A 22,896-nucleotide genomic window follows, 5' to 3' on the forward strand; every position below is an offset into this window, starting at 1 on the left:
CCCGAAGCTCTCCTGTACAGACGCAAGGAATGAGAATATGAGGCAAGATCGCACACTGCCCCGGGCGGGTCTCCATTCCGGGACCTCGGTAAAGGAGGTGTTGCCATGCTGGATTTGATGCCTTCGCTGGGCACGTGGCGGCCCGCGGTCTCCGGGCAGCGATGCGCCGTCGCCACGATCGTGGCCGCGGGAGGTTCCGTGCCCCGGCCGCTCGGCACGTCCATGCTGGTTTCCGAACACGGCGACGTCCTTGGCAGCCTCTCTGGCGGCTGCGTGGAAGGCGCCGTGGTGGAGGCCGCGCTTCAAGCAATGCACGACGGCGGCAGCCGCCTTGAGTCGTTCGGCTACAGCGCCGAGGACGCGTTCGCCGTCGGGCTCACGTGTGGCGGCGAGCTGGAAGTCCACATCCAGCCGACCGGCGCCGCCGGGCTGGACCTGGATTGGTTGAACACCGTGAGCGGCTTGCAGTCCTCCCTGGCACTCATCCGCAGGCTCGACGCCGCGGGAGGCGCCGTCGTCGTTCCTGATCCGGCGCGTTTTTCCGCCGCAGGTTCACGGGAACTTTCGGCCCTTCTTGGCGGGGATGACGCCGTGATCCGCGCCGCTGCAGCCCAGCTCGAGCCACTCCTGCATGGCGGCCGCGCAGGGCTGGTGCGGCTCGCTCCGGCCGAAGGCTGCGGGGGCTCCGCGCCGGAAGCCGAACCCATTACCCTCTTCGTGGAAAGCCGCTTGCCCGCGGCCCGCATGCTGATCTTTGGCGCCAACGACTTCGGCGCGGCATTGCTCCCCGCCGGGAAACTCCTGGGTTACGAGGTCACTTTGTGCGATGCGCGGCCCGCGTTTTCGAGCCAGGGCCGTTTCCTCGCTGCAGACCACCTCGTCACCGACTGGCCGCACCGGTACCTTGCCGCAGAAGCAGCCGCCGGCCGGCTCGATTCCCGAACCGTGGTGTGCGTGCTGACCCACGATCCCAAATTCGATATTCCCCTGCTGGAAACAGCCCTCGCTTTGGACCTCGCCTATGTGGGAGCCATGGGTTCGAGGCGCAGCCACCGGCAGCGGATCGACGGACTTCTGGCTCGCGGCATCCCGGTCGAGGCCCTCGGACGCCTGCATTCGCCGATCGGACTGGACCTTGGTGCCGTCACTCCCGCCGAAGTGGCCGTTTCCATCACCGCCGAAATCCTCGCGTCCCGCGCTCCGAACCCGGCCTCTGCCTGGGGTTCGCTCAAGGACGGAAGCGGGCCGATCCATCAGACCAGTACCCCCGAACAAAGCAAGGTGACCCCATGGACATGAACACCATCGAGTCCGTGGTTGCCACCACGGATCCAGGCCAGTGGCGCGAGGGCGACGCTTGGCTCGCCGGCGGCACGGTCTTATTCTCCTACGGCAGTCCGGTGGGCAGCGAAGAGCCGCTCAAGCGGTTGCTCGATCTGGGGCAAGCAGGTTGGCCGGCCTTAACCGTGAGCGACGCCGGCATTGAGTTGGCCGCCATCTGCACCATCGCCGAGCTCTACGCTCTCCCGGTGTCTGACGCCGTGGCCGGCCGGAACTGGCCGGGACTGGGCCTTTTCCGCCCGAGCTGCGACTCTTTCGTGGCCTCCTTCAAGGTGTGGAACATGTCCACCGTTGGCGGCAATGTGTGCACTTCGCTCCCGGCCGGGCCGATGATTTCACTGTGCGCCGGCCTGGATGCCAGGGCCACCATCCTCGGCCGGCACGGCAGCAGCCGCACTGTTCCCGTGGCCGAGTTCGTCACCGGGGACGGGAAGAACTGCCTGGCACCCGGCGAGCTCCTGCGCAGCATCCAGCTGCCGGCGTCGGCCTTGGCGGCGACCGTCGCCTTCCGGCGGCTCTCGCTGAGCAATCTCGGGCGATCCGGGGTGCTGCTGATCGGAAGGCTCGACGCCGATGGCGGACTGGTCCTCACCGTCACCGCTGCCACTAAACGGCCCGTACAGCTGCGGTTCGCCGCCGCGGAGTTGCCGGACGCCGAGCGGCTGGCCGCCGCCGTCGGGCATTCAATCCCCACGGAGCTGTACCACGACGACATCCACGGGCTCCCGGAATGGCGCCGCGACATGACGTTCCGGCTCGCCGAGGAGATCCGCGCGGAACTGTGCGATCCGGTTTCAGGCGACGGACCGCTCACGGTCTCGGGCGATTTCTGGCCACCGCACGCCACCTCGCCGCAACCATCCACCCAACCCGCACAGAAGGAGGCCTGAGCATGGCAATCGAGATCAACGGAACAGCCACCGAGGCCGCACCCCGCCCGGGCCAGTGCCTTCGGACGTTCCTGCGCGAACAGGGAAACTTCGGCGTCAAGAAAGGGTGCGACGGCGGCGACTGTGGCGCCTGCACCGTCCACGTGGACGGTACGCCCGTGCACAGTTGCATCTACCCGGCCGTCCGCGCCGAAGGGCATTCGGTCACCACTATCGAGGGGTTGTCGAGCGGGGAAGAGCTGCATCCGGTACAGCAGCAGTTCCTGGAAAACCAGGGTTTCCAGTGCGGCTTCTGCACCGCCGGCATGATGATGACCGCCGCCACCTTCGACGAGGAACAGAAAGCCAACCTCCCCGAAACCTCAAGGGAAACCTGTGCCGCTGCACGGGTTACCGCTCTATCGCGGACGCCGTCTGCGGTAGTCACAATCATTCGCCCGACGGCGGTGCGGCGGGCGCGGCAGTCATGTCCAACTCAGGCCAGCTCGGCGACAACGTTCCCGCGCCTGCGGGACGCGCCGTCGTCACCGGCACCGCCCGCTATACGCTCGACGTCCCCGCGGAACAACTCCCGGGACTGCTGCATCTCAAGTTGCTGCGCTCGCCGCACGCGCACGCCCGGATTGTGTCCATCGATACGACGGCGGCCCTCGAAGTACCCGGCGTCGTCGCGGTTTTCACCCATGAGGACGCGCCGGCCCGGTTGTTCTCAACTGCCCAGCATGAGCTTTACACCGACGATCCCGACGACACCCGTGTCCTCGACAACGTGGTGCGCTTCATCGGCCAGCGGGTTGCCGCCGTCGTCGCCGAATCGGTGGGCGCAGCGGAAGCCGGGGCCCGGGCCATCAAGGTGGAGTACGAACTCCTGGACGCTGTCTTCTCGCCGCAGGATGCGGTGCTGCCCGGTGCACCCGCGATCCACGGGGAGAAGGACGGGGAAACGGCCCGGATATCCCGCCCACAGGACAACGTCGTGGCGGAGGTCCATTCCGAGCTGGGGAACGTTGAAGCCGGATTCGCAGCGGCCGACTTCATCCACGAGAACACGTACCAAACCCAGCGCGTTCAGCACGTCGCGATGGAAACGCACTGCTCCATCGCGTGGGTGGAACCCTCTGAGAAGCCCGGGGAAGAGCGGCTCATGGTGCGTTCCTCCAGCCAGGTCCCGTTCCTGGTCCGGCGCACCCTCGCCCGCGTCTTCGATCTTCCCGAAGACCGAATCCGCGTGGTGGCCGGCCGTGTGGGCGGCGGGTTCGGCGGAAAGCAGGAAGTCCTCACTGAGGACCTCGTGGCCATGGCGGCCCTCAAGCTCCGCCGGCCTGTGCAAGTGGAGTTCACCCGCACCGAGCAATTCACCGCCACCACCACACGCCACCCCTTCACCATCAAGGTCAAGGCCGGGACAAGCCGGGACGGCCACCTGACGGCGATGCAACTGGACGTGGTCACCAACACCGGTGCGTACGGAAACCACGCGCCAGGAGTGATGTTCCACGGTTGCGGCGAGTCCCTGGCCGTCTACAAATGCGCCAACAAGAAAGTGGATGCGCAGGCCGTCTACACCAACACGGTCCCGGCCGGCGCGTTCCGTGGCTACGGCCTGAGCCAGATGATCTTCGCGATCGAATCGGCCGTGGACGAACTCGCCGTTGGTATCGGCATGGACCCCCTGGAGTTCCGGCTCAAGAATATGGTCCGTCCCGGTGACGACATGCTCTCCACGAACCCGGAACCGGAAGAGGACGTGTTCTACGGGAGCTACGGCCTGGACCAGTGCGTGGCGTTGGTCCGGGATGCCCTCGAGCGCGGCGGCCAACGCTACCGGGACGCCGGGCTCGAAGATCTCGGTCCGGCGTGGGTCACGGGAGTCGGTTCCGCGCTGTCCATGATCGACACCGTTCCGCCTCGCGGGCACTTCGCCCACACGCGCGTTAGGCTCCTGCCGGACGGTACGTTCGAAGCCGCCGTCGGGACCGCCGAATTCGGCAACGGTACCACCACGGTCCACGCCCAACTGGCGGCAACCGCACTGTCCACCACCGCGGCGAACGTGGCCGTGCGCCAGTCCGATACGGATCTCGTGGAGCACGATACCGGCGCGTTTGGCTCAGCAGGCACCGTGGTGGCCGGGCAGGCGACCTTGCTCGCGGCGCAGGAACTCGCGCTGCGGATCCGGGCAGTGGCTGCCGGAATCGCGGGTGTTTCGGAGGCGGACTGCGTGCTCGAAGACGGCGCCGCGCGCTGCGGTGAGCGGGTCTTGGCGCTCGCGGACGTGCACGACGCCGCGCAGCAGCAGGGCGTGGAGCTCGCGACCGAGGGGCGTTGGGGCGGAACTCCGCGTTCGGTGGCCTTCAACGTCCATGGATTCCGGGTGGCCGTGAACACCGGAACGGGGGAGCTGAGGATCCTGCAGAGCGTCCAGGCGGCCGATGCCGGCGTCGTGGTCAATCCACGGCAATGCCGCGGGCAGGTGGAAGGCGGAATCGCCCAGGCGTTGGGTGTCGCTCTGTATGAGGAAGTCCGCGTGAACGACGCAGGTAAGGTCACCACCGACATTTTGCGGCAGTACCACATCCCTTCCTTCGCGGACGTGCCACGCAGCGAGGTCTATTTCGCGAAAACGAACGACCAGATGGGGCCGCTCGGTGCGAAGTCCATGAGCGAGAGCCCCTTCAATCCGGTGGCACCCGCGCTGGCCAACGCCATCCGGAACGCCACCGGGGTGAGGTTCGTGGCCCTCCCCATCGCCCGGGACAAGATCTACCTGGCGCTCAAGGACGCGGACGCCTCCACCCCCACCCAACTGGCTCGCATTTAATGTCGTTATGAGCCCTCATAACGACAACAACTGCTAGCTAGTTGGGGTGGTTAGTCGCCGAGGAGGTGCAGCTTGTCCTTCGTGTCCACGTCGGCTCCGTCGGCGAGGTCGCTGCAGTCGACGACGTCCACCAGCCCAGGGTGCGCTTTGAGGAAACGGCGTGCTCCGGCGTCGCCCACGGCGGACTCGGCGACGTCGGCACGGAGGCTGGCGTCGATGATCAAGGGGTGGCCGCGCCGGAGTTTTGTTGTGGTGCTGCCGTGGTGGACAGTGTCCGGGTATCCCGCTGCCGTCACACGGCCGGCTTGGTGCGCGGCCAGCAGCCGGGCGACGACGCCGGCGGTCAACCCGGGCTGGTCCACCAGAGTCACCATGACGCTGTGGCCGTGGGTAGCCGCCGCAACACCAGTACGAAACGAGCTGGACATGCCGGACGCCCACTCCGGGTTGTCCACCACGAGGTACCCGCCCAGGTCCGTCGTGCCTCGGACATCCTCGGCTCCGGCCCCGAGCACCACGACGACCTCGAGGCACCCGCCGTCGAGCAAGGTCTTGGCGAGTACCTCCACCAAGGTGTGGCCGCGGAAGGGCAGCAGCGCCTTGGGGCCGAGGCCCAGGCGCGTCCCTGCGCCGCCGGCCAAGAGCACACCAGTGGTGGGCACGGAGGTCGAATCGTTCATGGGGTTCACCCTATCCATGTGCCCCCGCGAGATCTCTAGGTTCACCTTGCATTCCAATATAGGTCTACCGAAAAAGGTTGAATATTACCCATGGGTAGGCCTTCTGGCAGGCTCCCATGGCCGATATTCTCTTATGGACTTCACGAGAGTCAGTGGTCATCGAAGGGGATGCAATGACGCATCCGCGGTGGAAAGAGGTTTTATGTCTGGCATTTTCGAAATCTTGACAGCGGGGGAGCAGTCGTTCCGTTTCCGGTTGAAGGCTGATGATGGAACAGTAGTGGCGGTATCGCCCAAGTTCCCGGATATAGCGGCCCTTGTGGCCGGTATCAACGCAGTCAGGGAGAATGCCGCCACAGGATTCGTGGTGGATCGCCGCTCGCTCGGAGCGTGACAGCAAATCGGCGGTAGTGCTCTAAGAGCACTACCGCCGATTCTTTTTTACAGCTGTTTAGGAGTCGCCCCCCGAACCGCCGGTGGTGCCGGCAGTCACGTCGAGGAGCTTGTACCGGTCAATGGCGTACGACGGCGCACCCGGGTCAACCTCGCCCCTCGCCGCGAGGAGTTGCAGGGCTTTCACGACGATGGAGTGGGTGTCGTTTTTGAAGAAGCGGCGTGCGGCCTGGCGGGTGTCGGAGAATCCGAAGCCGTCGGCGCCGAGGGAGGCGAATTCGTTGGGGATGAATTGGCGGATCTGGTCCGGGACGGCCTTCATGTAGTCGGTGACGGCGATGACCGGTCCGGTGGCGCCGGCGAGTTGCTGGGCGACGAACGGGGTGCGGGGTTCTTCGCCGGGGTTCAGGAAGGCGTGTTCTTCGGCGGCGAGTCCGTCGCGTCGGAGTTCGTTCCAGGAGGTCACGGACCACACGTCCGCGGAGACCCCCCAGTCCTGGGCGAGGAGTTTCTGGGCTTCCAGGGCCCAGGGGACCGAGACGCCGGAGGCCAGGAGCTGCGCGCGGGGCCCGTCGGTTTTCGCCGGGGCCAGCAGGTAGATGCCCTTCAGGAGGCCTTCGGTGTCGAGGTTCTCCGGTTCCGCGGGCTGGCTGATCGGTTCGTTGTACACGGTGAGGTAGTACATCAGGTTCCGGTCCTCGGAGTGTTCCCCGTACATGCGTTCGAGTCCGTCGCGGATGATGTGGCCGATTTCGTAGCCGTAGGCGGGGTCGTAGGTGATTACGGCGGGGTTGGTGGAGGCCAGGATGGGGGAGTGGCCGTCGGCGTGCTGGAGTCCTTCGCCGGTGAGGGTGGTCCGTCCTGCGGTGGCGCCGATGATGAAGCCGCGGGTCATCTGGTCCGCGGCGGCCCAGAAGGCATCGCCTGTGCGTTGGAAGCCGAACATGGAGTAGAACACGTAGATCGGCACGAGGGGTTCGCCGTGGGTGGCGTAGGCGGTGCCGGCGGCGGTGAAGGCCGCGACGGCGCCGGCTTCGTTGATGCCGGGGTGGATGAGCTGGCCCTGGGGGGATTCCTTGTAGGCCAGGACGAGGTCCCGGTCCACGGAGAGGTAGTTCTGGCCCTTGGGGTTGTAGATCTTCGCGGTCGGGAAGAACGCGTCCATGCCGAAGGTCCGGGACTCGTCCGGGACGACCGGGACGAAGCGGTTCCCGAAGTTTTTGTCCCGCATGAGGTCCTTCAGGAGCCTCACGAAGGCCATGGTGGTGGCGGCCTGCTGTTTGCCGGAGCCGCGCTTGGCGACCTCGTAGGACTTCGCTTCGGGCAGCACCACGGGGGTGTGGGTGGAGCGGCGTTCGGGCACGGAGCCGCCCAGGGCCGCGCGGCGGTCCATCATGTACCGGATTTCGGGGGCGTCCATGCCGGGGTGGTAGTACGGGGGACGGTACAGGTCGGTGTCGAGCTGCTCGTCGGTGATGGGGATGCGCAGGTGGTCGCGGAAGGCCTTGAGGTCTTCCATGGTGAGTTTCTTCATTTGGTGGGTCGCGTTGCGGCCCTCGAAGTGGGGTCCGAGTCCGTAGCCCTTGACGGTCTTGGCCAGGATCACGGTGGGTTTGCCCTTGAACTCGGCCGCGGCCTTGTACGCGGCGTAGACCTTGCGGTAGTCGTGGCCGCCGCGTTTGAGGTTCCAGATCTGCTCGTCGTCCAGGTCCGCGACCATGTCCTTGGTGGCCGGGGTCTTGCCGAAGAAGTGTTCGCGGACGAAACCGCCGGATTCGGCCTTGTAGGTCTGGTAGTCCCCGTCCACGGTTTCGTTCATGATCTTCACCAGGGACCCGTCGGTGTCCTTGGCCAGCAGCTCGTCCCATTCCCGGCCCCAGACGACCTTGATGACGTTCCAGCCCGCGCCGCGGAAGAACGCCTCCAGTTCCTGCATGATCTTCCCGTTGCCCCGGACCGGCCCGTCCAGGCGCTGGAGGTTGCAGTTGATCACGAAGTTCAGGTTGTCCAGGTTCTCGTTCGCGGCGAGCTGGAGCAGGCCGCGGGACTCGGGCTCGTCCATTTCCCCGTCGCCCAGGAACGCCCAGACCTGCTGGCCGGAGGTGTCTTTCAGGCCGCGGTCGTGCAGGTAGCGGTTGGACTGGGCCTGGTAGATCGCGTTCATCGGGCCGATGCCCATGGACACGGTCGGGAATTCCCAGAACGCGGGCATCAGGCGCGGGTGCGGGTAGGAGGAGAGGGCGTGGCCTTGTTTGGACTTTTCCTGCCGGAACCCGTCCAGGTCCTCCTCGGAGAGCCGGCCTTCCATGAACGCCCTGGCGTACATGCCCGGGGACGCGTGTCCCTGGAAGAAGACCTGGTCCCCGCCCGAGGGGTGGTCCTTGCCGCGGAAGAAATGGTTGAAGCCGACCTCGTACAGGGTCGCGGCCCCGGCGTAGGTGGAGATGTGCCCGCCCACCCCGATGTCCGCCCGCTGCGCCCGGTGCACCATCACGGCCGCGTTCCAGCGCATGTACGCCCGGTACCGGCGCTCGAACTCCTCGTTGCCCGGGAACGGCGCTTCCTGGTCCGCCGGGATCGTGTTCACGTAATCGGTGGTCGTCACCATCGGCACCCCCACCGACTGGGACCCCGCCCGCTGAAGCAGGCTGCGCATGATGAACTGCGCCCGCTCCGTGCCCTGCTCCCTGATCAACGCATCCAAAGACTCAACCCACTCGGCAGTCTCTTCCGGATCACGATCAGGCAGCTGGGAAGTCAACCCGCTAAGGATGTGTGAGGTCTCTTCTCCTGCAGCCACGTCCAACCTCTCTTCATTGAATGTCTGGGCGCTTACACTGTAGTGCGCGCTGAAACGTGCATATAAATTTCGTATTGTGAGAATAAAATTCTGTAATTCGAGATTAGCCATGCCTTCGCCAAGCGTCAATCCAGCGGGGCGGAGACTAGCGCCCACAAGGCCTCGCGGCCCCTACTCTGCCGTTTGTGACCGCCGTCGGGAGCGCAGCTCTTGACCAAAGGTGACCTAGCTCATACAGTTATTTCACTATTCAATAATTAGATTCCACGATGCGAAAAGCTTCAACTCCTCTCACAGCGTCTCGGAAGCCTAGTTGCAGCACCACAAAGAAGTGGAGATCCACGATGCAATCGACTCCCCCAGTCGGCGTCACAACGGCTCCGGAGCAGACCATACTGCCAGGCAGTTCGGTACATCCGTCCGTAGGAAATGAAACCCTGTGCGATGTAGCGTCCGTCGCAGCAGGCCGCACCATCAGCCCCAGCCTCTATAACCTCGACCTGGCCCCCACCAAGAAAGAGGGGAGGCGCTGGACCAGCTACAGCATCTTCACCCTCTGGGCCAACGACGTCCACAGCCTTGGCAACTACGCTTTCGCCATAGGCCTCTTTTCGCTTGGCCTGGGCGGGTGGCAAATCCTCGTGGCCCTCGGCATCGGCGCGGTTTTGCTGTTCACCCTCTTGACCTTCTCCGGCTTCATGGGCCAGAAGACCGGAGTCCCCTTCCCCGTGATGAGCCGGATCAGCTTCGGTATCCGAGGCGCCCAGCTGGCCAGCCTCGTCCGCGGGGCGGTGGCCATCGCCTGGTTCGGAATTCAGACATACCTTGCCTCCGTGGTGCTCCGCGTCATGCTTGTCGCCATGTTCCCCGGACTCAAGGACATGGACGCCAACTCGATCCTGGGCCTGTCCACCCTTGGCTGGATCGCCTTCGTATCGCTCTGGATTGTCCAGTTGGTCATCGTCAGCTTCGGCATGGAAATGATCCGCAAGTACGAGGCCTTCGCCGGCCCCATCATTCTCGCCACCATGCTGGCCATTGCCATCTGGGTCTTCGTGGAGGCCGGGGGCGCCATCCAATGGTCCGGCATCAAGGGCCTCGAAGGAGGGGAGATGTGGCGCACGATCTTCGCCGGCGGCGCGCTGTGGGTCTCCATCTACGGCACCTTCGTGCTGAACTTCTGCGACTTCACCCGTTCCTCGGTGACCAAGAAGTCGATCGTCCGCGGCAACTTCTGGGGCATCCCCATCAACATGCTCCTGTTCGGCGCAATCGTGGTCATCATGGCCGGTGGCCAGTACAAGATCAACGGCAAAATCATTGAAAGCCCCTCGGACATCGTGCAGAGCATCCCGAACACGCTCTTCCTCGTGCTGGCCTGCCTTGCCCTGCTGATCCTGACCATCGCAGTGAACCTCATGGCGAACTTCGTGGCACCCGTCTACGCCCTGACCAACCTCTTCCCCAAGCACTTGAACTTCCGCAAGGCAGCCTGGGTCAGCGGTACCATCGGTCTGGTCATCCTGCCGTGGAACCTCTACAACAACCCCCTGGTGATCGTGTACTTCCTGGGCGGACTCGGCGCGCTGCTCGGCCCGCTGTTCGGCGTCGTCATGGCCGACTACTGGCTCCTGCGCCGCGGCAAGGTCAACATTCTTGACCTCTACACGGACCACCCTTCGGGCACCTACTTCTACAAGCGCGGCGTCAACCCCCGGGCGATCGCCGCAATGGTTCCGGCCGCCGTCGTCGCCATCCTCATTGCGTTCGTTCCCGCTCTGGAGGCCGCGGCACCGTTCGCTTGGTTCTTCGGCGCAGGCATCGGGGCGTTGTGCTACTACTTGTTCGCGGACAAGAAACAGCAGCACACCGACGTCTCCGGCGAGCCGATCGCCGTCGTCAGCAACCACTAATACTCAACTGACACGCAGTTGTTGTCGTTTTCGCCCGTCAAAACGACAACAACTGCGTGGGCCCACACCGCCAGGGTTCCCTGGCCGAGCTTGCGAGGCGAGGGAGGCGGTGGGGATCAGTTGGGCTAACCGGGCTACCCGGCTATCAGGCCACCCAATCCAGGAGGAACACATGCGCATCCTCGTCGCAAACGTCAACACCACCCAATCCATGACCGACTCCATCGCAGCCCAGGCGCGAAGCGTCGCGGCTCCCGGCACCGAGATCATCGGCATCACCCCGCGGTTCGGCGCCGATTCCTGCGAAGGAAACTTTGAAAGCTACCTCGCCGCCATCGCCGTGATGGACCGCGTGGTCAACTACACTGAACCGTTCGACGCCGTCATCCAGGCCGGCTATGGCGAGCACGGCCGCGAGGGACTCCAGGAGCTCCTGGACGTTCCGGTGGTCGACATCACCGAGGCCGCGGCCAGCACCGCTATGTTCCTCGGCCACAAATACTCCGTGGTCACCACTTTGGACCGCGCGGTCCCGCTCATCGAAGACCGCCTCAAGCTCGCCGGGCTGGATGACCGCTGCGCCTCCGTCCGCGCGAGCGGCATGGCCGTCCTGGAACTCGAGGAATACCCGGACCGCGCAGTCGAAGCCATCGTGGAACAAGCTGAACGAGCCGTGCGCGACGACAAAGCGGAAGTCATCGTCCTCGGCTGCGGCGGCATGGCGGGCCTTGACGAGCAGATCCGCCAACGCTGCGGCGTTCCGGTGGTGGACGGCGTCGCCGCCGCGGTGACCATCGCCGAGTCGCTCGTCCGCCTGGGACTGTCCACGTCCAAGGTCCGGACCTACGCCACACCGCGTCCCAAGACCGTCATAGGCTGGCCCCTGACCACAACGGACACGACGACGGCGGATGCTCCCGCCGCGCACTAGCTCAACAAACAGGAGAACCGCGTGAGCGAAACCATCCCTACCCGGCCCCGGGTCGCCGTCGTCACCGGAGCCGGTTCCGGGATCGGGCGGGCAGTCGCCCGGCTTCTGTTGGCCGATGGCTACCGCGTTGCCCTCGCCGGACGCCGGGAAGCGCAGCTTCTCGAAACCGCCGACGGCCACCCCGAGGCGCTTACGGTGCCGTGCGATGTAACGGTGCCCGACGACGTCGCGCGCCTTTTCGCGGCTGCCCGCCAGTGCTGGGGCAGGGTTGATGTCCTGTTCAACAATGCGGGCATCTTCGGCCCTTCCGGCGGCGTCGACGAGATCAGCGTGGCCGACTGGGATGCGACTCTGGCCGTGAATGTCACCGGCTCCATGCTGTGCGCGGCCGAGGCCGTGCGCACCATGAAGTCGCAGGAACCCCAAGGCGGCCTCATCATCAACAACGGCTCCATCTCCGCCCATTCACCGCGGCCATTGTCCGTCGCGTACACCGTGAGCAAGCACGCCATGAGCGGCCTGACCAAGAGCATCGAGCTGGACGGGCGTGCGTTCGGAATTACCTGCGGGCAGATCGATATCGGCAATACCCGCACCGAGATCATGGACACCATAGGCGTAGGCTCGGGTGCGCTCCAGGCCGATGGAAGCCGGCGAGTGGAGCCCATGTTTCCTGTGGAGGATGCTGCCCGCGCTGTGCTCATGATGGCCAACATGCCCGCGTCGGCCAATGTTGGTTCCGTAGTGGTGACCGCCGCCGGAATGCCGTTCGTGGGCCGCGGCTAGCTGGCTGCGGCTCGAAGCCCGATGCTGCTAGAAAATCGACCAGCCTGTGCGGGTGGTGAACTCATCCAGGGCGGCAATGCCTGCCAGTGAATTCCCGGATCGTCCCAGGCCGGGGCTCCAGACACAGATGGTGCATTTGTTGGGTACCACGGCCACTATGCCGCCACCCACCCCGCTTTTTCCAGGGAGTCCCACGCGGTAGGCGAATTCGCCGGCGGCGTCGTATGTGCCGCACGTGAGCATCACTGCGTTGATTCTCTTTGTCTGGGACGGGGACAGAAGCGCCGTGCCGTTCCCGCGCAGCCCGTTGTTGGCCAGGAACCTGCTCGCGAGGGCCAAATCAGTGCAGCTCATTTCAAGCGCGCACTGGTTGATGTATGCCTCGAGGACCGAGTCCACGGGGTTTTCGAGGTTTCCGTAGCTTGCCAGGAAGTGTGCCAGCGAGGCGTTGCGGTGACTGTTCGCCGCCTCTGAAGCAGCTACCTCGGGGTCGGCGTCGATAGAGTTGTTGCCGCTTTCTTGCCGGAGCAATTCCCGGACGGGTGATGGCGAGTTGCCCACGATGCTGAGCAGCCTGTCGGTGACAACCAGGGCGCCGGCATTGATGAACGGATTCCGCGGAATTCCGTCTTCGTGTTCCAGCTGCACCAAGGAATTGAACGGATTGCCGGAGGGCTCCCGGAACACGCGCTTCCAGATCCGGTCGCCATCCCCGGCGAGCACCAGGGCGAGGGCGTAGACCTTGGAAATGCTTTGGATGGAGAAAGGTACGTCGGCGTCTCCGGAGGAGAACACGTCGCCGCTGGCCGTTGCCACGGAAATGCCGAATTGCCTGGTATCCACCGCGGCCAGGCTCGGGATGTAGTCTGCAGGCGCTCCCTGGCCGAGCAAGGGCTGAACCGTGCCGACAATGTCGTCAAGGAGATTCTGGAGGTCCATGTTTCTTAGTGCCGTCCTTCGGGGTGTGTCCACCGACTGAGCTGAAGATGCGCGAGCAGCCGTTGCCCTGCCGAGTAGATATCGATGCCGCTCCACTTTCCCACGCCGCGCTCACAGCCATGAACATTACGCGCACTCTGCCGGCCCGGAGCCCACAGCGTGGGTTCAGGATCTTCGCAGACAAGGAGCAGCATCACTGCCACATGATTCCACATTGTGAAATTTGAATTTCCCCTTATGGAATGGTGTGAGCGGGATTACATTGAATTCATCCCCGAAATCGGGGGCTGTTCCCAAACTGATTGGTTCAGATCAATGAAGTTCCCAGACTCTGCGGCGCTGAAGGCGAGTTCGGCCCCGCGGAAGAAGAAGCCACTGTACAAGTCGCTCTTCTTCCAAATTCTGATCGCCGTCGTCGCAGGTGTACTCATCGGCCATTTCTGGCCGAATATCGGGTCCGCCCTCCGGTCACTGGGCGATGGTTTCATTCAACTCATCAAGATGATCATCGCTCCGCTGATCTTCCTCGTGATCGTCACGGGAATCTCGGCAGTGGGCGACGTCAAGGCGGTCGGAAGGGTCGGGGTCAAGGCACTCCTGTACTTCACCGGCGCCACGCTTTTTGCCCTGGTCTTCGGCCTGATCGTGGGAAACCTCGTTCAGCCCGGCGCCGGACTCCACATCGATCCCAGCACGCTCTCCCAGGATGCGCTGAACGCAAAGACCGGGACGGCGCCGCCCAAGGATGCGGCTTCCTTCCTCCTGGACATCATTCCCACCTCTGTGGCCGGCGCGTTCGCCAGCAACAGCCTGCTCCAGGTCCTGTTCTTCTCGGTCTTCTTCGGCGCGGCAATCGTCGTCATCGGACGCGAGCGCTGCCTACCGGTCATCAGCCTCATGGAAACCGTCCTGGAACTGATCTTCAAGATCATGTCCTGGATCATGAAGGTGGCGCCCATCGGTGCCTTTGGCGCCATGGCGTTCATCATCGGCCAATACGGACTCGACACCCTCGGGACCTATGCGCTCCTGATCGCCTCCTGTTACGGGGCGGCCATTGTCTTCATCGGCCTGCTGTTCCTCGTCGCCTGGAGCTTCGCCCGGGTGCCCCTATGGCAGTTCCTGAAGTACACCCGTGAGGAATTCCTGCTCGCACTGGGCACGGCATCCACCGAGGCGGTCATGCCCCGCATCATGACCAAGCTGACCAACGCCGGTTGCTCCCGGGCCACCACCGGCCTGGTTGTCCCCACGGGCTACTCCTTCAACCTCGACGGCGCCGCGATCTACCTTTCGATCTCGCTGTTGTTCCTGGCCCAGGCCTTCGGCCACCACCTCGACCTGGGGCAGCAGTTGGCAGCCCTCGGTGTCCTGCTCCTGACGTCCAAGGGCATGGCGGGCGTCCCGGGCTCGTCCTTCCTGGCTCTCTCGGCAACGGCCGCTGCACTAGGCATCTTCCCGGTTGCCGGCGTCGCGCTGCTCCTGGGTGCCGACCGCCTCATGGACTCCATGCGCGTCGTCGTCAACCTCCTCGGCAACTGCGTGGCTACGTTCGTCGTCGCGAAATGGGAAGGCCAGTTCGACCGGTCGGTCATGGTCCGCGCCTTCAACGGTGAAATCACCAACGAGGATTCCGCCATCATGCTCGGAGCCGAAGACGTCTTCGAGGAACAGGAAATCGAGCGCCTCAGCGAAGGACGCGAGCCTTCGCCGAAGTTCCGGGGCGGCCCGAACCCCGACGCGATTCCGCAGTTCGAAATGATCAAACCGGGCCAGCACCGGAGCCCCTCCGTCAGCCCGGACTAGGCACCACGCACCATCCCAGTTGATCGCCCCACGGCGCCGCCGTGGGGCGATCAACCATTTAAACGCTCAGAGCAGCGGCAGCAGCTCCGACAAATCCGCGCGCAGGCCCGACGCGGCTACCCGGCCGGCGTCGACGGCGGCGGACCACTCCAAGCGGCCGGTTACCATCTCCAGCCAAGTGGCGGCGTCGCACTCTATGACGTTCGGCGGGGTGCCGCGCGTATGCCGGGGTCCCTCCACGCACTGGGTGACCCCGAAAGGCGGCACCCTGACTTCAACCGAGTTGCCGGGGGCGCGGGCGGTGAGTTCCTCCAGCGAGTAACGCACCGCGGTGGCCAGCACAGTGCGCGACGGCGGCGTCCCGTGCCCGACTTCTTGCCCGACGGCGGCCTGCCATGCGGCCAGTGCCGCGCGGCCTTCCTCAAGGTCGATCCGGCGTCGTGCAATTGCCATAGTTCGCCAGTTCCAATCAGTCCAGCAGCGCCGAAACGGCGTGGCCCAGGCGGATCCTGCCGACCGAGTGGCCACCACCGAGGACGGGCTCCACGACCTTTTCGAGCACGCTCGAGACACCGGGAATATCGACGGCGCCGGCAACCGCGAGAAGCGTGAGTCCAACCAGGGTGGCTGCGCGGGGGTTCCCGTCCAGGATCTTCACTGCGACAGAGGCGCCTGTGGGGGTTGCCAGGACCAGGACACCTTCGGCTCCGCCCTTGGCAAGCACTTCGAGTTCGTCCATGACGATGGTGTTCGCCTCGCCGCGGCCTTGCACTGCCCACGGGTAGTCCAGCATGGATGTGGCAATGGTTGCCGCGCGGGCGTTGGAGCTCTGGTCCCGCGGGGCCTGTGCCAGGCGCGAGTACGCCCGCGCCAGCCCGGTCAGGGAAAGCGCGGCGACGGGTGCTCCGCATCCATCAATGCCGAGGTGGGCGATTTTCTCGCCGCTGTATTCCTCGATGACGGTCCGCACGCGCTGTTGCAAGGGATGGTTGGGCTCCAGGTAACTGTGCGTGTCCCAACCGTTCTCGGTGCAGGCCCACAGGAACGCAGCGTGCTTGCCTGAACAATTGGAAGCCAACTTGGACTTGCCGTGCTCGGAACGGATCAACCAATTGCGGGCAACTTCGTCCTGCGGCCACACCGACGGGCATTGCAACTGTTCTTCCCGGACGCCTGCCGCTTTCAGCATGCCTTCCACCACGTCCATGTGATCCAGCGAGCCCACATGGCTGGCACACGCCAAAGCCACCTGGGCGCCGCGCAGGGGCACCCCCGACTGCATCGAAGCTAGAGCTTGGAAAGGCTTGAGCGCAGAGCGGGCGTAGATGGGCGTCGTGATGTCGCCGAGCTGGGTCACCACCGCGCCGTCACCGGAAAGAACCACTGCGGAACCGATATGGCGCGATTCGATGAAGCCGCTGCGTTCGATCACTGCCAGCTCGACGGCGGACTCAACGCTAAAGGTTTCATGCGAACTCAAGGGCATGATGCAAGTCTAGGGCGAAGGAACCACCTTCCCGGGCTACTCCACGGTCACCATAACGGACTGCCATCCCGAGGCGCCGTCAGGCACGGGACCCGCCCGCTTTTCAGTCTGCAGTTCGCCGGTTCCGTCCGTGGCCCGGACCTTGATGTAGTGGGGTCCCGGAGTGGCGTCCCAAGTGAAGGACCACTGCCGCCACGTGACGACAGATGCCTCCGCGGCGAGGGTGGCTTCGGCCCATGGGCCGTTGTCTATCTGGACCTCCACCTTCTTGATGCCACGGGTCTGGGCCCAGGCCGTGCCGCCCAAGGCGACCCTGCCGGCAGGCACTTTGGCGAAGGACTTGGGAACTTCAAGCCGGGCCATGGTCTTGATGGGACCCCGCTCGGACCAGCCGCGGGTGGTCCAGTAGGCCTTGTTGTCGGCGAATCGGGTGACTTCCAGGTCCACCACCCATTTGGTCGCGGAGACGAAGCCGTAAAGACCCGGAACCACCATGCGCACGGGGTAGCCGTGTTCCAGCGGGAGGGGTTCGCCGTTCATGCCGATGGCCAGGATGGCGTCCCGGCCATCTTGGAGCACTTCCAGCGGAGTGGAGGCGCTGAAGCCGTCGATCGAGGTGGAGAGGATCATGTCCGCTCCGGTTTTGGGACGCGCTTGTTTGAGTGCGTCGCGGATGGGCATGCCCAGCCATTTGGCGTTGCCGGCCAGGTTTCCGCCCACGGGGTTGGACACGCAGGTGAGCGACACATGGGTTTCGATCAGTTGGGCGTCGAGCAGATCCTGAAAGGTCAGCCGGACCTCTTGTTCCACCAGCCCGTGGATCCTCAGCTCCCAATCCTGGGCGTTGATCTCCGGCACGCTGAGGGCGGTGTCGATCCTGTAGAAGTCCTTGGCCAGGGTGAGCCAGGGGGTGACTCCCGGCGTCGGGGACTGGACGCCCGCGGGGACGGGAGCAGCCGGCCGGGCCGGAGCCGGGAGTTTCAACGAATCCCGTGCCTTGGCCACATTGCTGCGTGCGGCACTCAGGAACCGACCGCCGCCGGCTGCGATGGCCGCTGCGGCAACGGTGATACCCGTGGCGGCGAAGAAAGTTCGGCGCGTCGTGGCGGGACGTTCGATGCCTTTGGCCGCGGTGTCCGCAGGGGCTTCCGGGAAGGACCTCAGCCGCCAGAGCCGCGCCACCAAGAGACGGAGGACAATGAGCCCAGCCACAGTGCCGATCAGGCTCGGTATGGAATCCACGGGCTTCACGCTGGCCCGGGTCACCACGGCAGCCACAATCACCGCACCCATGCCGAGAACGCCCAATACACCGAGGGCCCAGTTGCGGAAGGCCACGACGCCCAGCACGCAAGCCAGCGCGAAGATGGTCAGGCCCATGCCCACAAACAGAGCGGCCTTGTCATTGGTGCCGAACGTGGTCACGGCAAAGTCCTTCATCCACGGCGGCGTGAAGTCGATGAACGTGGACCCCAGCGCAATAACAGGAGTAGCCCGGGCCGTAAAGAAGGCGCCGATCAGTTCCGCAACGGAAAGTACGACGGCGGCAGCGGCCACCCCGGCCAGTGCAGCCAATGCGGTGGGTCCCCTGAGCCAGTTCCTGAGCTTGTTCATGCAGGTTGTTCGTAGCCGGAGGTCTCCGAGATGGGTTGGACATGCTCAGCGTCGGAGATGGGGAGTGGGCATATCAGCGTTATGTCCATTGCTCATGGCCAAGGGTGGGCATGCTCCGTCCTGGTCCCGCGGTCTGGGTTGGACATGCCCTGCGCTGGGGGTGGGGTATGGACATGCCCTGCGTTGGAGGTGCGGTACGGACATGCCCTGCGTTGATGCTCAGGAGTGGGCATATCACTGTCATGTCCATCGCTCATGGCCAGGGGTGGGCATGCTCCGTCTTGGTCCCGCGGTGTGGGTTGGACATGCTCCCTCTTGGCTGTCAGGAATGGGCATATCACTGTTATGTCCATTGCTCGTTACGAAGGGTGGGCATGCTCCCTCTTGGTCCCGCGGTGTGGGTGGGCATGTCCAATGGTGGAGACAGCTTAGGAGCCTGCCCCCGCACAAAGTACCCTTGAAGACTGTGAAGGTACTCGTCATTGGCCCCGGGGGCCGCGAACACGCAATTGTCCGCTCCTTGCTCAAGGATCCCAACGTTTCCGAGGTCCATGCGGCTCCGGGAAACGCGGGCATCGCCAAGCTGGTCCCCACGTACGCGATCGACGGGAACAACCCCGGCGCCGTCGCTGCGCTTGCGACAAAGTTGGCGGTTGACCTGGTTGTGGTCGGCCCTGAAGCCCCACTCGCGGCGGGCGTATCCGACGCTGTCCGCGAAACCGGCATTCCGGTGTTTGGCCCGAGCAAGGCCGCGGCGCAGCTCGAAGCCTCCAAAGCGTTCGCCAAGGAAGTCATGGCCGAGGCCGGCGTGCCCACCGCCATGGCCCGCGTGGCAACAAACGCTGCAGAGGCAGCTGACGCACTGGACACTTTCGGCGCTCCGCATGTCGTCAAGGATGACGGACTGGCCGCCGGCAAGGGCGTCGTGGTCACCAATGACCGCGAGGAAGCACTCGCCCACGCTCAGGCTTGTTTCGACGCTGGCGGAACCGTGGTGATCGAGGAGTTCCTGGACGGACCCGAGGTCTCCCTGTTCGTCCTGTGCGATGGCCGCACCACGGTGCCGCTGTCCCCGGCACAGGACTTCAAGCGGATTTTCGACAATGACGAAGGCCCCAACACCGGTGGCATGGGCGCCTACACCCCGCTCGAGTGGGCGCCTGAAGGCCTGGTGCAGGAAGTCATCGACCGGGTGGCCCAGCCGACCGTGGACGAGATGGCCAGCCGCGGAACTCCGTTCGTCGGCGTCCTCTACTGCGGCCTGGCCCTGACTTCCCGCGGCACGCGCGTCATCGAATTCAACGTCCGTTTCGGCGATCCCGAAACCCAGGCGGTCCTGGCCCGGCTCAAGACCCCGCTCGGCGCACTCATGCTGGCAGCCGCCAAGGGCGAACTGGACCAGGCTGAAGAGCTGCGCTGGTCGAAGGAGTCGGCCGTCGCCGTCGTCGTTGCCGCCGAAAACTACCCGGACACTCCCCGCACGGGGGACCGCATCCGCGGCCTGAACAAGGTTGACGCGCTGGAAGGCGTCCACGTCATCCACGCCGGCACCAAGCTGGACGAAGAAGGCCGTCTTGTTTCCGCCGGCGGCCGCGTGCTGGCGGTTGTCGCGCTGGGCACCGACCTCGTGGAGGCCCGCGAGCGGGCTTACGACGGCGTGGAGCTGGTCCAGCTCGACGGCGGACAGTTCCGTACCGATATCGCCGGCAAGGCAGCCCGCGGCGAGATCCACGTGGTCTCCCCGGCCACCGGCTCCATCCCGAATGTGAAGGCCTGAACCATGCCTGAAAACAACGCAAACGGCCTGCAGACCGAAACCCTCGACCTCCCGGGGTGGAAGCACTTCTACTCGGGCAAAGTCCGCGACCTCTACGTCCCGGCAGATGATCTCAGCGGGGCCGAATCCGGCCAGGACCGTGTCCTGGTAGTGGCAAGCGACCGCATCAGCGCCTACGACCACGTCTTGAGCAGCGAGATCCCGGACAAGGGCCGGGTCCTCACTCAATTGAGCCTGTGGTGGTTCGAGCAGCTTGGCGTGGAGCACCACGTCCTGGCGTCCACGGTCGCCGAGGGTGTGCCCGCAGAAGTTGAGGGCCGCGCGATGATCTGCAAACGGCTGGAGATGTTCCCCGTGGAATGCATCGCCCGCGGGTATCTCACGGGTTCCGGCCTGGCCGAGTACCGCCAATCGGGCACCGTCTGCGACATCCCCTTGCCCGAAGGCCTGGTTGACGGCTCGCGCCTCGGGCACGCTATCTTCACGCCTTCTGCCAAGGCTGAAGTCGGCGAGCACGACGAGAACATCACCTACGACGACGTCGTCGCGATGGTGGGCGACGATATCGCCGCACGCCTGAGCGAACTCACGTTGAAGATCTACACCCGCGCGGAAGAGATCGCCCGTGGCCGCGGCATCATCCTGGCCGACACGAAGGTTGAGTTCGGCATCGATGTCAACACAGGTGTCATTACCCTGGGCGATGAGGTCCTGACTCCGGATTCCTCACGTTTCTGGGACGCGTCCACCTACGAGCCGGGCAAGGCGCAGCCATCGTTCGACAAGCAGTTTGTGCGTGACTGGCTGACCTCTGCGGAGTCGGGCTGGGACCGCTCGAGTGACACCCCGCCGCCCGCGCTGCCGGCCGACGTCGTGGAGAAGACGCGCACCCGCTACGTGGAAGCCTACGAGAAGCTGACCGGCCGGACTTTCGTCTGACTCGTCACTAGCTCGCGCGGGAAGACTTCGCGTTCTCGCCATGGCCAGACGCCGCCCGACGTTCCGCCAGCCGGATCTCCAGTACGGAGTCCATGGCCTGCTGGACGCGGTCGGCTGCGCCCGCGGCGGTGAAGTCGCGCTGGGCTTCTTCAAGGTGGACCAGTGCGTCTGTGTTTTCCCCGGCAGCCTTGAGTGCCTTGCCGAGGAGGAAAGCGACCTCACCTGCAGTGTGCCGGGCGAGGACATCGCGGTCCGAGTGGATTTCGCGCAGCTTGGTGATGGCGGCCGGGATGTCCCCCGTCAGGTAGAGCCAGCGGGCGCGGATAAAGGCAACTTCCAGCTGGTCCGTCTTGTTTCCGCCCACAATCGACAGGGCGAGTTCAGCGCGTTCGATGGCCGAGAGCGTCTCCGGCTCCACGATTCCCGAGGAGAGCCGCACAGCCGCCGATGCCTTGTTGAATCGGGCCCACAGCTCAATGTCATTGGCGGGGGAGAGCAGCTTCGCGGCGCGCTCGTGATGCTTGATGCCTTCCACATAGTCGTGGCGCATGAAGGCCACGTTTCCCACCACCCAGGCCACTTCGCCTGCGAGTTGCGACATCGAATGGTCGTCCATCTGGTTGTTCATGGCCTGGCAATATGTCCAGGCCTCGTCCAACCTGCCGCTCTCCGCCAGTGCCCCGATCAGCGCCCGGTGCGCCCCGATGATCAACGTTGAGCCCTTGGGCAGCTGCTCGGAAAGCCTCACGGCCTCCTTGGCGTGCTCGACGGCGGTGGCCAGCTGCCCTTGTCCGTGGCAGACAGCGGCAAGCATCTGCCGGGCACGGACTCCCAGGCCCGCGGATTCCGTGGCCATGGGATGTTCCAGGAGATGCTGGATGATCTGCTGGCATTCCTTCAACTGCCCCTGCTTCATGAGGCATTCGGCCTGCATGTAGGTCATGTTCCACCAGGCGCTGGTGTTCTTTGCCTCGAGCGCGATTTGGGCGGCGGTTGATGCGTGGCTTGCGGCAAGCGGGTAGTCCCTGAGGTCCCAGGCTTGCCTCGCGTACAGCCCGGCAAGCACGTATTCGGCGTCACTGACGGATACGGGCTGGCTCCAGGCTTCCAGGGCTTTTGGTGCCAGTTCCAAACGGCGGGCGAGTTCTTCGATGACTTCGGCCGTGGGCTCCCGCCGGCCCGTTTCAAGAAGCGAAATGTAGCTGGGCGAGTAAAGGTCCCTGCCCAATTCAGCCTGGGTCAGCCCGCGTTCGAGCCGTTCGGCACGGAGCTTTTCTCCGAATCCGTTCCCCACAGGTTCCTCCTAGAGGCTGGTCTTTGCACTGTCTTTACATCTAAAGCTTGACAGTCGCTGTGGAAAACATTTTACAATGAATGTCAACAGGGACCGCGAAATTTCCGTAACGAATCCGACTCGCATTGAGGAAAAATTATGTTGAAGAAGATTGCTGCAGCAGTGGCCTTGGCCGGCGCTCTTGCATTCTCCGCCGCGGCGCCAGCCGTGGTTTCCGCAGCCCCTGTGGCAGACACCGTCAGCACGGTGCTCAGCATTGGTAACTGGCCTGACCCGATGAGGATCTCGCAGGCTATCGGCAACTGGCCCGATCCGATGGTGGTGAGGCCGATGATTGGTAACTGGCCTGATCCCATGAGGGTCTCGCAGGCTATCGGCAACTGGCCCGATCCCGTGTAGCTGAGGCTCGACGGCGGCTCCCGGAGATCCCGGCAGCTGCTGGATAATTCAAATGAAGTGAAGAAGTCCCCGGTTGTCTGAAATCGA

The 22,896-nt window shown here is 64.6% G+C and carries 18 protein-coding genes and 1 pseudogene; 12 read left to right on the forward strand and 7 right to left on the reverse strand.

Translation table 11 applies throughout. The annotated features are described in order from the left end of the window. The first annotated feature begins 105 nt into the window (after nucleotides 1–105). The 4 genes and pseudogenes from ABD742_RS01815 to ABD742_RS01825 all read left to right on the forward strand — a co-directional run bounded on the left by ABD742_RS01815 (nucleotide 106) and on the right by ABD742_RS01825 (nucleotide 5,052). Nucleotides 106–1,299, forward strand: coding sequence for an XdhC family protein (locus tag ABD742_RS01815; protein ID WP_234753435.1), 1,194 nt, complete (start codon nucleotides 106–108; stop codon nucleotides 1,297–1,299). Further along, entirely contained in the window at nucleotides 1,290–2,231 is a 942-nt protein-coding gene (locus ABD742_RS01820; RefSeq protein ID WP_234753437.1) for an FAD binding domain-containing protein, read from the forward strand. Before ABD742_RS01815 ends, ABD742_RS01820 begins: the two co-directional genes overlap by 10 nt. 2 nt (nucleotides 2,232–2,233) lie before the next feature. Further along, nucleotides 2,234–2,536, forward strand: a pseudogene (locus ABD742_RS24265) ((2Fe-2S)-binding protein); the annotation flags it as partial. 161 nt (nucleotides 2,537–2,697) lie between these two features. Next, nucleotides 2,698–5,052: a xanthine dehydrogenase family protein molybdopterin-binding subunit gene (locus tag ABD742_RS01825; RefSeq protein ID WP_425547578.1), complete on the forward strand. Its 2,355-nt coding sequence runs from the start codon at nucleotides 2,698–2,700 to the stop codon at nucleotides 5,050–5,052. Nucleotides 5,053–5,102: 50 nt separating this feature from the next. Here ABD742_RS01825 and nboR read toward each other — a convergent pair whose 3' ends face one another. Then, nucleotides 5,103–5,732: a nicotine blue oxidoreductase gene (gene nboR / locus ABD742_RS01830; RefSeq protein WP_234753442.1), complete on the reverse strand. Its 630-nt coding sequence runs from the start codon at nucleotides 5,730–5,732 to the stop codon at nucleotides 5,103–5,105. A gap of 202 nt (nucleotides 5,733–5,934) precedes the next feature. Here nboR and ABD742_RS01835 point away from each other — a divergent pair, with 202 nt between their 5' ends. Then, nucleotides 5,935–6,126 carry a YegP family protein gene (locus tag ABD742_RS01835; RefSeq protein ID WP_234753445.1) on the forward strand — a complete coding sequence of 64 codons (192 nt, stop codon included), beginning with the start codon at nucleotides 5,935–5,937 and terminating at the stop codon, nucleotides 6,124–6,126. A gap of 57 nt (nucleotides 6,127–6,183) precedes the next feature. Here ABD742_RS01835 and aceE read toward each other — a convergent pair whose 3' ends face one another. Further along, nucleotides 6,184–8,925 (reverse strand): pyruvate dehydrogenase (acetyl-transferring), homodimeric type, encoded by a 2,742-nt coding sequence (gene aceE, locus ABD742_RS01840; RefSeq protein ID WP_344787036.1) that lies wholly within the window; start codon nucleotides 8,923–8,925, stop codon nucleotides 6,184–6,186. A 344-nt stretch (nucleotides 8,926–9,269) separates the two neighbouring features. On the opposite strand from aceE, the gene ABD742_RS01845 reads away from it, so the two are divergent. The 3 genes from ABD742_RS01845 to ABD742_RS01855 all read left to right on the forward strand — a co-directional run bounded on the left by ABD742_RS01845 (nucleotide 9,270) and on the right by ABD742_RS01855 (nucleotide 12,555). Then, the gene (locus ABD742_RS01845; protein WP_234748663.1) at nucleotides 9,270–10,838 is read left to right on the forward strand and encodes an NCS1 family nucleobase:cation symporter-1; all 1,569 of its coding nucleotides are present in this window, start codon (nucleotides 9,270–9,272) and stop codon (nucleotides 10,836–10,838) included. A 172-nt stretch (nucleotides 10,839–11,010) separates the two neighbouring features. Continuing rightward, nucleotides 11,011–11,769: an aspartate/glutamate racemase family protein gene (locus tag ABD742_RS01850; RefSeq protein ID WP_234748665.1), complete on the forward strand. Its 759-nt coding sequence runs from the start codon at nucleotides 11,011–11,013 to the stop codon at nucleotides 11,767–11,769. A gap of 21 nt (nucleotides 11,770–11,790) precedes the next feature. Next, nucleotides 11,791–12,555: an SDR family oxidoreductase gene (locus ABD742_RS01855; RefSeq protein ID WP_234748667.1), complete on the forward strand. Its 765-nt coding sequence runs from the start codon at nucleotides 11,791–11,793 to the stop codon at nucleotides 12,553–12,555. Nucleotides 12,556–12,582: 27 nt separating this feature from the next. Here ABD742_RS01855 and ABD742_RS01860 read toward each other — a convergent pair whose 3' ends face one another. Beyond that, entirely contained in the window at nucleotides 12,583–13,494 is a 912-nt protein-coding gene (locus tag ABD742_RS01860; protein WP_234748669.1) for a glutaminase, read from the reverse strand. Nucleotides 13,495–13,809: 315 nt separating this feature from the next. Here ABD742_RS01860 and ABD742_RS01865 point away from each other — a divergent pair, with 315 nt between their 5' ends. Continuing rightward, entirely contained in the window at nucleotides 13,810–15,300 is a 1,491-nt protein-coding gene (locus tag ABD742_RS01865; protein ID WP_234748670.1) for a cation:dicarboxylate symporter family transporter, read from the forward strand. Between the two features lie 66 nt (nucleotides 15,301–15,366). On the opposite strand, the gene ABD742_RS01870 is transcribed toward ABD742_RS01865, so the two are convergent. The 3 genes from ABD742_RS01870 to ABD742_RS01880 are packed head-to-tail and all read right to left on the reverse strand — an operon-like array spanning nucleotide 15,367 to nucleotide 18,400. Then, nucleotides 15,367–15,753 (reverse strand): sterol carrier family protein, encoded by a 387-nt coding sequence (locus ABD742_RS01870; protein WP_234748671.1) that lies wholly within the window; start codon nucleotides 15,751–15,753, stop codon nucleotides 15,367–15,369. Nucleotides 15,754–15,769: 16 nt separating this feature from the next. Then, nucleotides 15,770–16,786 (reverse strand): asparaginase, encoded by a 1,017-nt coding sequence (locus ABD742_RS01875; protein ID WP_234748672.1) that lies wholly within the window; start codon nucleotides 16,784–16,786, stop codon nucleotides 15,770–15,772. 36 nt (nucleotides 16,787–16,822) lie between these two features. Beyond that, nucleotides 16,823–18,400 carry a molybdopterin-dependent oxidoreductase gene (locus ABD742_RS01880; protein WP_234748673.1) on the reverse strand — a complete coding sequence of 526 codons (1,578 nt, stop codon included), beginning with the start codon at nucleotides 18,398–18,400 and terminating at the stop codon, nucleotides 16,823–16,825. Between the two features lie 466 nt (nucleotides 18,401–18,866). Here ABD742_RS01880 and purD point away from each other — a divergent pair, with 466 nt between their 5' ends. Together purD and ABD742_RS01890 are read left to right on the forward strand one after the other, a co-directional pair. Continuing rightward, nucleotides 18,867–20,177 (forward strand): phosphoribosylamine--glycine ligase, encoded by a 1,311-nt coding sequence (purD, locus tag ABD742_RS01885; protein ID WP_234749188.1) that lies wholly within the window; start codon nucleotides 18,867–18,869, stop codon nucleotides 20,175–20,177. A gap of 3 nt (nucleotides 20,178–20,180) precedes the next feature. After that, nucleotides 20,181–21,116: a phosphoribosylaminoimidazolesuccinocarboxamide synthase gene (locus tag ABD742_RS01890; protein ID WP_234748674.1), complete on the forward strand. Its 936-nt coding sequence runs from the start codon at nucleotides 20,181–20,183 to the stop codon at nucleotides 21,114–21,116. Nucleotides 21,117–21,123: 7 nt separating this feature from the next. Here the strand turns inward: ABD742_RS01890 and ABD742_RS01895 are convergent, their stop codons facing one another. Beyond that, nucleotides 21,124–22,410 (reverse strand): helix-turn-helix domain-containing protein, encoded by a 1,287-nt coding sequence (locus ABD742_RS01895; protein WP_234748675.1) that lies wholly within the window; start codon nucleotides 22,408–22,410, stop codon nucleotides 21,124–21,126. A gap of 138 nt (nucleotides 22,411–22,548) precedes the next feature. Between ABD742_RS01895 and ABD742_RS01900 the strand changes: the two genes are divergently transcribed. After that, the gene (locus ABD742_RS01900; RefSeq protein ID WP_234748676.1) at nucleotides 22,549–22,809 is read left to right on the forward strand and encodes a hypothetical protein; all 261 of its coding nucleotides are present in this window, start codon (nucleotides 22,549–22,551) and stop codon (nucleotides 22,807–22,809) included. Nucleotides 22,810–22,896: the final 87 nt, after the last annotated feature.

This window comes from Arthrobacter ramosus (genome assembly GCF_039535095.1).
Taxonomy (GTDB): domain Bacteria; phylum Actinomycetota; class Actinomycetes; order Actinomycetales; family Micrococcaceae; genus Arthrobacter; species Arthrobacter ramosus.